This window comes from Desulfobacteraceae bacterium (genome assembly GCA_022340425.1).
GTDB lineage: Bacteria > Desulfobacterota > Desulfobacteria > Desulfobacterales > JAABRJ01 > JAABRJ01.
Map to the genome: position 1 here is coordinate 1 of JAJDNY010000065.1, position 10171 is coordinate 10171.

Here is a 10171-nt window from a genome sequence, read left to right on the forward strand (position 1 = left end):
AGCCACGCTTGATGTCACCGTAGAAAGTTAAAAAACCTTCTTTCATTCGAGGAAGGGCAAATCAGCTTCACCGTGGAGATGAAGCCCGAGGCCATTCGTTGTTCGGTGTGCGAGAGCCGCAACGTGGTTTAAAGGGGAAAAGTCCGCCGCCGCTTCCGGGGTATTCCCATCGGCAGAAAGCCGGTGTAGATCTTGATGGCCATTCAGCGCCTGTGGAGCCTTGCCTGCGGCGTAGTGCGGCAGGTCAACACCGGTTTCTCCGACTCCCGCAGAAGCCACACCAGGGCCTTCGGGCGCTACGCCTTGGATCTTTGCAGGAGCATGACTCTTAAAGAATTTGCCCGCCATCTGAAAGTGAGGTGGGACATGATCTCTATTTTGGGGGCCATCATAAACCTCCGGGATATGGGTTTTATGATGACCATCACATAACCAGCCGGAATTGCTCATAGAAAATATTCCCATTAATTCAAAGGTGACGAAAAAATTAGCGAAAGGTCAGTACTCAAGGGGGGCAGTTTTAGATTAGCGAAACTATCAAAGATCAATTTTTGCAAGGCACCGACATTTTAGTTTTATTATCGATAAGATGGGAGGTGAAAAATGAGATTCAGCGTAAAAACTATTTGGGTTGCATCGGTCTTGTGCCTGATTTCTTTTTATTGCACCGGATTGGATACCCACGCTGATACATGCCAGGTTCTTAAAATAGCGGCTACCGAGAACTATGACCCCCAATATTTGACTAACGTAAACGGCATACTTTTTTTTAGCGCCGATGACAGTTTGCATAACAGAGAGTTGTGGAAAAGCGATGGTACCGAGGCTGGCACCATTATGGTTAAGGATATTCATCTCGAGAATGACCCAGGCTCTTCTTGGAGAGGTAGCCATCCCACCCAACTGACCAATGTAAACGGCACGCTTTTTTTCAGTGCCGGACAAAATTCAAGAAACCTTAATCCTATAAGGGAGTTATGGAAAAGCGACGGAACGGAAGCCGGCACGGTTATGGTGAAAGATCTTTATGGTGTTGAGGGTGGCGATCCGCGGTATCTGACCAATGTAAACGGCACACTGTTTTTTACCGGATGGAGTATTCCAATCGGAGGATCGGGTGGAATTGAATTATGGAAGAGTGACGGAACGGAAGCCGGGACAGTAATGGTCAAGAAAATCGGTGCGTTGGATCACAGCAGCGAGCCTATGCATCTCATGTGTGTGGGAAGCCTACTTTTTTTTACTGCCGATGACGGGGTGCATGGACGAGAATTATGGAAAAGCGATGGTACCGAAGCCGGCACGGTCATGGTTGAAGATATCTGGGGATTCACTTTCGGTAGTGACCCTCTTTGGTTGACCCACCATGGGCTGATTATAGCATTCAGCGCCGATGATGGTTTATCTGGTCGCGAGCTTTGGGGAAGCGCTCTTGGGCATGGGGCCTATTTGATAAAGGATATTAGAACAGTATACGGTTATCCCGAACTCAGCAGTAACCCCGAATACCTCACATCCGTCGGTGGAACTCTCTTTTTTGCCGCTACTGCCGCGGACGGGAGTTCCAGAGAGCTGTGGAAAAGTGACGGCACGGCGGCCGGCACAGTCATGGTCAAAGACATCAACCCGTTTACGGATAGTTCACCAGAGGGCCTTACAGATGTGAACGGAACGCTTTACTTTTCCGCGGATGACGGAGAAAACGGTCGTGAATTGTGGAAAAGCGATGGTACGGCGGCCGGCACAGTCATGGTCAGAGACATCAATCCGCTTGGAGATAGCTTGCCGGAAGGCCTCATAAATGTGAACGGAACGCTTTACTTTTCAGCAGATGACGGAAAAAACGGTCGCGAACTATGGACAAGTGACGGCACCTCCTCGGGTACAATGATGGTAGAGGATATACAGCCTCTTGCAGGGGTTGGCAGCGATCCGGAATGGTTAACAAACGTCAACGGCACCCTTTTCTTTAACGCCTCCAGAGGACTTTGGAAATGTTATGAAAAGAAAGAGGATTTTCCTTGGGGGCTTTTTACCCCGGTATTCACGAAGAAACGAAAACCATAAAAGTTAAATAGTTGCTGTGCGTGAGGGTTTGAGTCAATCCAGCTGATCGGTGGGGAGGTTAAGCCATGTGGCCCTCGGGGCAACCACCGTTCGGCGGCCGGTGGCAGATGATGCAGGCGGGTGGACGAGGGGGGTGCCATCCAAGTCCGGCATCCCCCCTCCGGGGCGGTTCTTAAAAATCGGCAAATTCCGCGTCTTCGAACGGGATTACCTTCTCGGCGTCTGATTTCCAGTCCTGCCTCGGGGGCTTGGCGGTTGTCGCCGGCGGCCGGCGCACTGCCGGCGCTGCCGGCGCCGGCCTGCCAAGGGCCGCCAGATCGGTGCCGGGCTGCTTGCTGGCAACCGCGCCCCGCACGATCGCCACCAGCTCCGCCACCGAGGCCTTCATCTGCTGGGCCTGGGCGTTCATTTCCTCCGCCGCGCTGGCCGACTCCTCGGCGGTTGCCGCGTTCTGCTGGACTACCTTGTCCATTTCGCCCACCGCGGTGTTGATCTGTTCGATGCCCTGGGACTGCTCGCTGGAGGCGGCGTTGATCTCGGCCACCAGCTGGGCGATTTTGGTGGAGCTCTGCGCGACTTCGTGGAAGGCCACGTTGGTGGTGTCCACCAGCTCGCAGCCGTCCTGGATTTGTTTGACCGACCCGTCGATCAGGGCGGCGGTGTTTTTGGCAGCTTCCGCCGCGCGCAGGGCCAGGTTGCGCACCTCGTCGGCCACCACGGCAAAGCCCGCCCCGGCTTCGCCGGCGCGGGCGGCCTCGACCGCCGCGTTGAGCGCCAGCAGGTTGGTCTGAAAGGCGATCTCATCAATGGTCTTGACGATTTTCTGAGTTTCTTCACTGGCCGTTGAAATTTCTTTCATCGAGGTGGTCAGCTGACCCATGGAATCGTTGGCCTTGGCAATCGTCCGCGTGGCTTCGGTCACAAGCGAGTTGGCCTCCCGGGCGTGATCGGCGTTTTGTTTGGTCATCGAGGAGATTTCCTCCAGCGACGATGAGGTCTCCTCGATGGAGGCGGCCTGCTGGGAGGCGCCTTCGGCCAGGGTTTGGCTGGCCGAGGAAACCTGCTCCGAGGCCGAGGCCACCTCGTCTGCACCGGCATTGAGCATTCCCACCACCCGGTTGATGGGACGGTTGATGGAGCGGGTGAAAAACAGGACGGCCAGGATCGTGGCGGCCAGGAAAATGCCGCTGATCGTCAGGATAACATTGCGGATGGCATGCGGCGTGGCCATGAACTCATCCTTGTTCTGGGTGACCCCCACACGCCAGTTGGTGGTCTTGACGGCCGCAAAGCCGGCGATCTTGTCCACGCCCTTGAACTGGTAGGCCTCGACACCGCTCGGGCGGGTGGACATGGCATTGAAGATGCTGCTCATTTCCGGTATTTTGGAAATATCCGTTTTCATGATCAAGGCCTTGTCGGGGTGGGCCACTACCAGGCCGGCGGCATTGGCGAGAAAGGGGTAACCGGTCTGACCGATTTTAAGCGCGGTTATTTTTTCGGCCAGAAAGTTGATGTCCAGCACCGCGGTCAGGGTGCCGATCACCCGCCCGGCCGGGTCATGAACCGGCGTGCAGACGGGCACCACGATATTGCCGCTGACCTTTGAGCGCACCGGGTCGGAAACCGCATCCTGGCCGGCCACGGCTTTCTTGAAATAGTCCCGCTCGGAGACGTCCGTGCCCTTGTAACTTCCGCCCTGGCTGTCGGCAAAGATGACACCGCTGGTGTCGGTGACGAAAAAGGCCTCGTAGTCTTTTCCAATTTGTTTCATCGCAGCCGCAAGTTTTTCGTCCAACGCCGCGATCGCTTGACCGGCGTTGCCTCTGCCCGCCGTCGAAACTGCCTGGGCCGCGCTGATGCTGGTGCGGTCCACCGACAGCTCCCGGGCCAGCTTGATCTCCTCGGAGAGCACCAGGTCCACCATGGTGGCCAGGTTGCGGGCGGTGAGTTCGGCCTGTCCCTGGGAAAGTGTCGTCAGGGCCTCGGTGGATCTGCCGACGGAGAACAACCCGACCACCAGCAGCGGCATGAGGACCAGCGCGATGCCGCCGGTGGCCAGTTTAAACCCGAGTGAACGTTTTTTCATGGTCAGAATTCCTCTCCGACAAGAGTTGACGGATCCCTGAAGCCGGGCGGTTTTGCAAAAAGCGCCGCGGCGTGCAAATCCCGCAGCGCAGCGCAGAAACGGGCCTCCTTGGGCCGCCGTCGCAGGTTGCTGCTCCGGTTTCGGGTGGGCTATGGTTGGGGATATTATCGGTGCGCTGCAGCGAAAAGCTTAGGGCTGCGGTCGGAAAATCGGGTGGTAGGCGGCTGTCGGGGAGCCGCCCATTTTTCGCCGGGTCCAGAAAAACTTGGCGGTGAGGTCCCGATCTGTGGTAGGGGTGTCCGCCCAGGTGCAAAAAAACCAGACGGCCAAAGAAAATTCGAGGAGGGACGGCCATGAAAGCCTTCACCTATGACGATATTCTCCTGGTGCCATCCTACAACCACTGGGAATCCCGCAAAGTGGTGGATATTTCGATCCGTTGCAAGGCCGGCAAACTGGCCCTGGACTTGCCCCTGATGACCGCCAACATGGACACCATCACCGGGGCGGAGATGGCCAATTTCATCGGCGCAAAGGGCGGGATCGGGGTGCTGCACCGCTTTCTGACGGTGGAAGACAACGTTACCATGTTCAAAAGCTGTCGCTACCCGGCCTTCGTCTCGCTGGGCTGCAGCCCCAAGGAACTGGAGCGCGCCGAAGCCCTGCGGGATGCCGGTGCGAACTTCTTTTGCGTGGATGTGGCCCACGGCCACGCCAAATACGTGGGGCGGACCCTCAAGCAAATCCGCGAAATTCTCGGCGACGGGGCCTGCATCATGGCGGGCAACGTGGCGACATACGCCGGCGCCGATTATCTGGCCTCTTGCAGCGCCGACATCATCAAGGTCGGGATCGGCGGCGGCTCGGTCTGCACCACGCGCATCAAGACCGGTTTCGGGGTGCCCAATTTGACGGCGATCAAGAACTGCACCCGGGTGGATCGCTCGGTGGTCGCCGACGGCGGCATCCGCAACCCGGGTGACATCGTCAAGGCCTTGGCCTTCGGTGCGGATTTCGTGATGGTGGGCAGTATGCTGGCCGGCACCCGGCCGACACCGGGCGCCGTGATCACCCGGCCGGGCGCCGGCGGTGAGGCGTGCCAGGTGAAATGCTACCGGGGCATGGCCAGCCGCGAGGTCCAAAAAGACTTTCACGGCGGCATCGCCGAGTGGAAAACAGCCGAGGGGGTAGCCACCGAGGTGTCCTACCGCGAGGACGAAGACCGGATCATCGCCGATATCGTCGGCGGCCTGCGCTCCGGCTTGACCTACGGCGGGGCGGCCACCATCCGTGAGTTGCAGCGAAAGCTGGATTATATCGAGATCACGCCCGCCGGCCGGATGGAAAGTCTGCCGCACCGGATATTTTAGGCCGGCGGGCGTCGTCCCGGGATCCAGCGCTGCAGGCGGCGCTTGAGGCGACGTGGTTTTTGAAACAGCACAAATCGCCGCAGGGCAGCGAACCGCCGCGTGACCTGGCGAATTTCGGCGCCGATTTGCTCCTCGCGGCCGCAAAAAGAGGTGATACAGACCTCGGGGCGGGTGTTGAACGGAAAGATGCAGGGGCCTGCACCGTTTTCCAGAAATACGCAGTCGGCGGTGAAATCCAGTGGCTGATGGCCCACCCGCTTTCGGATTTGGGCTTTCATGCCAGGTGCGGCCGTCAGGATAAAGACGAAGTCATAGAGGTCGATGATCTGGCCGCTTTTCAGATTGCGGCAGCAGAGCCCCTCGCAGGATTGGGTGCAGCGCTGGATCAATTCGGTGGATGCCGCCAGCAGGCGCTCTTCGGCCACCTGAATCTCCCGGCAGATTTTTTTAAGCTGGGACACCTCATCCGGCCTCATCCGGCCGACGATGGCGACCGCTTTCTGAAACTTTTTTTGAAGCAGCATGCGCAGACCCGAAGAAAGCCGTCACGTTTCAGTAAACAGAGACAAGATAAGGGTTTCTGCAAAGAACGAGCATCCATTTTCCTCGCTTTTTGCCCATCAGCGGCGTCAAATCCACCGACCCCATCGCGCTGTGCGCCGACGGCCGGGCCTTTGGGAAAACCCGCAATGCGGCGCCATCCTGCGAAATTATTTTTTCAGTTTTTCGACCGTTTCCAGGTCGCAGACGTCAAAGGTCTGGCCGCAGCCGCCGCAAACCATTTCACATGCATCCGGCTGGCGGGTCTTACGTTTTTTCAAAAGCGCCCGGCACTCCGGGCAGCGCAGTTCATCGTTTTTGGCCTGCAGGTCGGATGGGGGGGATGGCATGATCGTCTCCTTTAAAATTGACGGTTCCGCAAAAAGGCCAATTTCTGCGTTGCGCTGCATCTCGAAGTCGCTGCGGCGTAGATAAGTACGCCTCACGCCGCTGAGATTTGCGCGCCGTAACTTGGCGCTTTTTTCGAAACCGTCTGGGTTTTTACTTTTTACCGGTTCATCAATATTAACGGTTGCGCACAAATCTGATTGCTGAACGGCATTTCAAGGTCGCCGCAACCCGCTTGCCGCGGCCCTCACCCACTGCTGTCGGAGTTTGCGGCGTGTTTTGCGGTGCCCGGCCCGCTTAAAACAGCATCCCTTCCAAAGGAGCCTGGGCGGTGGCAACCGTTCACCGGCAGGTGGATGGTCACCCGGCTGCCCTGCCCCTCGGCAGAGCCAACGGCGATATGGCCGTGGTGCTTTCGGATGATGGAATGGCTGATGGCCAAGCCCAGGCCCATTCCTTTTTGAGACCCCATCTGCTTGGTGGTGAAATAGGGGTCGAAGATTTTGTCCAGATGGTCGGCGCGGATGCCGCAGCCCTGATCGCAGATCTCTATTCTGACATAGTTCCCCGGTGCCATCAAGGGAACGCTTTCCGGGGCGAGGGTCACATTGCGGGCCTTGAGCAGCAGTCTGCCCCCGCCGGGCATGGCCTCCTGGGCGTTTTGGATGATATTCTGAAGCGCCGATTTGATTTGGACCTCATCGACGATCAGCGGTGTCAGGCGCTCGGCCAGCTCGAGTTCATAGCCTACATTGGAGCCGCTCAGGCTCAGTTGGGCGGTCTCCTCCAGAAGCCGGTCGATGGCGATGGGCTGGGTGTAGGGCGCGCCCCCTTCCGCAAAGGTCAACAACCGGTTGGCCAGGTCTTTGACCTTGAAAGCGGCTTCCATGGCGCCATCCAAAAAGGGCAGGGCCTTTTCGTTATTCACCAGATGGAGTTTCAGCATTTCGATATTGCCCACCAGGGCCGTCAGGATATTGTTGAAATCATGGGCCATGCCGCCGGCCAGGGTGCCGATCGACTCCAGATTGCGCGATTTGAGCAGCTCCCGTTCCGCCCGCTTGCGGTCGGTGATGTCGTGTGAAATGTGAATGCACCAGCGGGTCCCCTCTTCATCGGTGTTAAACGGGGCCACCGTGGTGATGAAATGACCGCCGAGCTTGCGGTTGAAGGCCTCCGTTTTACCGGGTCGGCCGTCGGCCAGCAAGCGCTGGTGGGGGCAGCCGGCGGGGCGCTCCCGGCGCTCGTGGAGCAGATCATAGCACTTGCGGCCGACGCACGCCTGGGGGGTGACGCCCAGGCGCCTGGCCAGGGCCCGGTTGACCCGGACGATCTCGGACTTTTCGTTGATGATCGCGATCAGGTCGGGCACGGCGTCAAAGGTTTGCTCCCACTGCTTTTTGGCACGGATGATGGCCCGTTCGGCCAGTTTTTGTCCGGTGATGTCGCTGATGGTGATCAAAAGACGCTCGGGCAGATCATCTCCCGGGACCGAATCGCCGGGCGGGTCGATTCGGCGCCCGGCGAGCTGGGTGTGGACCACGCTGCGGTCTCTTCGGATCATCCGGACTTCCAGGCGCTTGTTCCGGGGGTTGTTGTAAAAGGCCCGGAAGCGGGATAAAAAAACCGCCTGATCGTCCGCATGGATCATGCCGGCCAGGGGTTTGCGCAGCACGCCGGCGAGGTCCTGATCCAGCAGATGGCCGAAGGTTTGGTTGGCCTGCAGGATCATCCCGACCGAATCGGTGACCACGTAGCCCACCGGGGCGTTGTGGTAGAGCTCCAGGTAGCGGTCGCGCGAGTGCTGAAGTTCCCGTTGGGCCGCGCGCAACTCCTCGTTCTGCAGTTCCAGTTCGATCTGGTGCACATGCAGGTCATGCAGCAGCCGCTGCATTTGCCCGCCTGCCGCAAGCGTTGCCTCGAGGTCGGAATCGACCAGGCGCGCTTCGGCCTTGCGGCGCAGATCCTCCAGCCTCTGGTCAAATTCGTTATCAGCACCCATGGAATCCACCTCTTGGGCTGCGGCCCCGGTTTTTAGTTTCAAACACCCCGGCGGGCGGGCTTCAGGCCGGCGCGGCCGTCTGCCGCCCAGGGGCCTGCTCCACCAGCGCAATCGCATAGTCCGGGTTTCCGGACCCGTCGCGGAGGGCGATCAAGGTCAGCTTGACCGGCAGCGGCGTTCCGTCGTGGCGCAGCAGGTGCTTGTGCAGGTGATAAAAGTCCCGCGTGCCGGCGGCGATTTCCCGGCTGAAAATCCGGTCGGCGTCTCGGTCCTGGGGGTGGCTGAAGGCCTCAAGGGGCATGCGCCGCAACTCGGCGCCGCTGTAGCCCAGCATCGCCTGCAGGGTAGGGTTGCTTTCCAGCGTTTGCCCCTTGCTGTCGATCAGGGCGATGCCCACGTTCGCCGTTTCAAAGGTGTTCTTGAACCGCGAGACGCTGGTCAGACAGACCTCTTCTCTGGTTTTGCGGACGGTGACGTCGCTGGCGAAACCGCACATCATCCCCAGGCGGCCACGGTCGTCCAGGATCGGAAAACCGCGATCGTGGATCCAGCTGACGCTCTGGTCGGGTTTTTGGATGCGGTACTCCACATCCCAGACCCCCTGGCTGTGCCGGCCCAACTCCTCGAAGACGCGGCCGCGGTCCTCCGGATGAATCGCCTGGATGAAAGCGCGGGGGTTTTCATAGATGTCCTGGAGGCTGCGGCCCCAGATCTTTTCGTAGGCCGGGCTGACATACACTGTCCGGCTCAGATCCGGCGTCCGCATCCAGAACACGTCCTGGATGTTTTCGGCCAGCAGCCGGAATTTGGACTCGCTCTCGCTGAGCGCGTTTTCGGAGGCCCGCAGGGAAAGCTGGGATTTCTTGAGCGCGTCGATATCGATGAAGGTCATCACCCACCCGGAAAAAGATTCAGCCCCGATCAGGTAGGGCATGACCCGCATCAAAAACCACTGTCCGTCGGTGGTCTGGATTTCCTTCTCTATCCGCTGATCACTGTGCTGCACCGTTTCGATCAGCCGCGGCAGGTCGATGTCGGCCAGGCGGTGGGACACCTGTGAAAGCCGGCGGCCGACGTCACCCTCGGTGAGGTTGAACAGCCTGGAGATCCGTGGCGTGAATTTTCGGATCTCCAGGTTTTCGTCCAGAAACAGGGTCTCCACCCCCGTGCCGGCCATCAGGTTGCGGATGTCGTTGTTCAGTTCGGTCAACTCCATGATTTTGCGTTGGTGCTCGGTGTTGACGGTGTGCAGCTCCTCGTTGACCGACTGCAGCTCCTCGTTGGTGCTCTGGAGCTCTTCATTGCTGGCCAGCAGCTCCTCGTTGGTGGCCTGCAGCTCCTCGTTGGAGGTTTCCAGCTCCTCGATTGTGGCCTGGAGGTTTTCACGGGTGAACTGCAGCTCCTGTTCCAGGTCCTGGATGCGCTGGGCGGCGTCCTTGTCCACGTCGTAGGCGGGTGTGTCGGCAGCGGCGCAGGCGCCGCCGCCGTCGGCATTTTCGATGAACACGGCCGCCAGCGGCTCCTGGCCCTTCTTCTGGCGAAAGGGCTTGATCCGCATATTCAGCACCCGGATCCCCTCGGGCTGGCGGAGGCGGATGTTGGTGTAGCGAACCTCCTCTTTGCGCTTGAACGCCTTTTGAATGCCGGTGGAGAGCGGAATGCGGAGCTCCTTGACGGCGATCCGCGCAATGTTGTTGACCACCCGGCCGGATGGGTAGCCCAGAATGCCGCCGGCATCGCCCAGCACGTGCAGCA

The 10171-nt window shown here is 59.1% G+C and carries 8 protein-coding genes; 2 read left to right on the plus strand and 6 right to left on the minus strand.

What is annotated here, in order from left to right; genetic code table 11:
* Window positions 1-42 precede the first annotated feature (42 nt).
* Window positions 43-450 carry a hypothetical protein gene (locus LJE63_06330; GenBank protein MCG6906226.1) on the minus strand — a complete coding sequence of 136 codons (408 nt, stop codon included), beginning with the start codon at window positions 448-450 and terminating at the stop codon, window positions 43-45.
* A 153-nt stretch (window positions 451-603) separates the two neighbouring features.
* Between LJE63_06330 and LJE63_06335 the strand changes: the two genes are divergently transcribed.
* Complete coding sequence (locus LJE63_06335) at window positions 604-2067, plus strand: hypothetical protein (GenBank protein ID MCG6906227.1); 1464 nt, start codon at window positions 604-606, stop codon at window positions 2065-2067.
* Between the two features lie 172 nt (window positions 2068-2239).
* Here LJE63_06335 and LJE63_06340 read toward each other — a convergent pair whose 3' ends face one another.
* Window positions 2240-4156 carry a methyl-accepting chemotaxis protein gene (locus tag LJE63_06340; GenBank protein MCG6906228.1) on the minus strand — a complete coding sequence of 639 codons (1917 nt, stop codon included), beginning with the start codon at window positions 4154-4156 and terminating at the stop codon, window positions 2240-2242.
* Window positions 4157-4509: 353 nt separating this feature from the next.
* Here LJE63_06340 and LJE63_06345 point away from each other — a divergent pair, with 353 nt between their 5' ends.
* Window positions 4510-5526, plus strand: coding sequence for a guanosine monophosphate reductase (locus LJE63_06345; protein ID MCG6906229.1), 1017 nt, complete (start codon window positions 4510-4512; stop codon window positions 5524-5526).
* On the opposite strand, the gene LJE63_06350 is transcribed toward LJE63_06345, so the two are convergent.
* The 4 genes from LJE63_06350 to LJE63_06365 form a co-directional block, all read right to left on the minus strand.
* Window positions 5523-6050 carry a hypothetical protein gene (locus LJE63_06350; GenBank protein ID MCG6906230.1) on the minus strand — a complete coding sequence of 176 codons (528 nt, stop codon included), beginning with the start codon at window positions 6048-6050 and terminating at the stop codon, window positions 5523-5525. The two genes, LJE63_06345 and LJE63_06350, sit on opposite strands and share 4 nt — an antisense overlap.
* 186 nt (window positions 6051-6236) lie before the next feature.
* A complete protein-coding gene (locus LJE63_06355; GenBank protein MCG6906231.1) occupies window positions 6237-6608 on the minus strand; it encodes a hypothetical protein in 372 nt (123 codons plus the stop codon).
* A 53-nt stretch (window positions 6609-6661) separates the two neighbouring features.
* Window positions 6662-8416, minus strand: coding sequence for a PAS domain S-box protein (locus LJE63_06360; GenBank protein ID MCG6906232.1), 1755 nt, complete (start codon window positions 8414-8416; stop codon window positions 6662-6664).
* Between the two features lie 61 nt (window positions 8417-8477).
* The coding region (locus tag LJE63_06365) for a PAS domain S-box protein (protein ID MCG6906233.1) at window positions 8478-10171 on the minus strand (1694 nt) is incomplete at its 5' end.

Coding starts and splice junctions, on each gene's coding strand:
- LJE63_06330 (MCG6906226.1), bottom strand. CDS start 450: ATGAGCAATTCCGGCTGGTTATGTGATGGTCATCATAAAACCCATATC.
- LJE63_06335 (MCG6906227.1), top strand. CDS start 604: ATGAGATTCAGCGTAAAAACTATTTGGGTTGCATCGGTCTTGTGCCTG.
- LJE63_06340 (MCG6906228.1), bottom strand. CDS start 4,156: ATGAAAAAACGTTCACTCGGGTTTAAACTGGCCACCGGCGGCATCGCG.
- LJE63_06345 (MCG6906229.1), top strand. CDS start 4,510: ATGAAAGCCTTCACCTATGACGATATTCTCCTGGTGCCATCCTACAAC.
- LJE63_06350 (MCG6906230.1), bottom strand. CDS start 6,050: ATGCTGCTTCAAAAAAAGTTTCAGAAAGCGGTCGCCATCGTCGGCCGG.
- LJE63_06360 (MCG6906232.1), bottom strand. CDS start 8,416: ATGGGTGCTGATAACGAATTTGACCAGAGGCTGGAGGATCTGCGCCGC.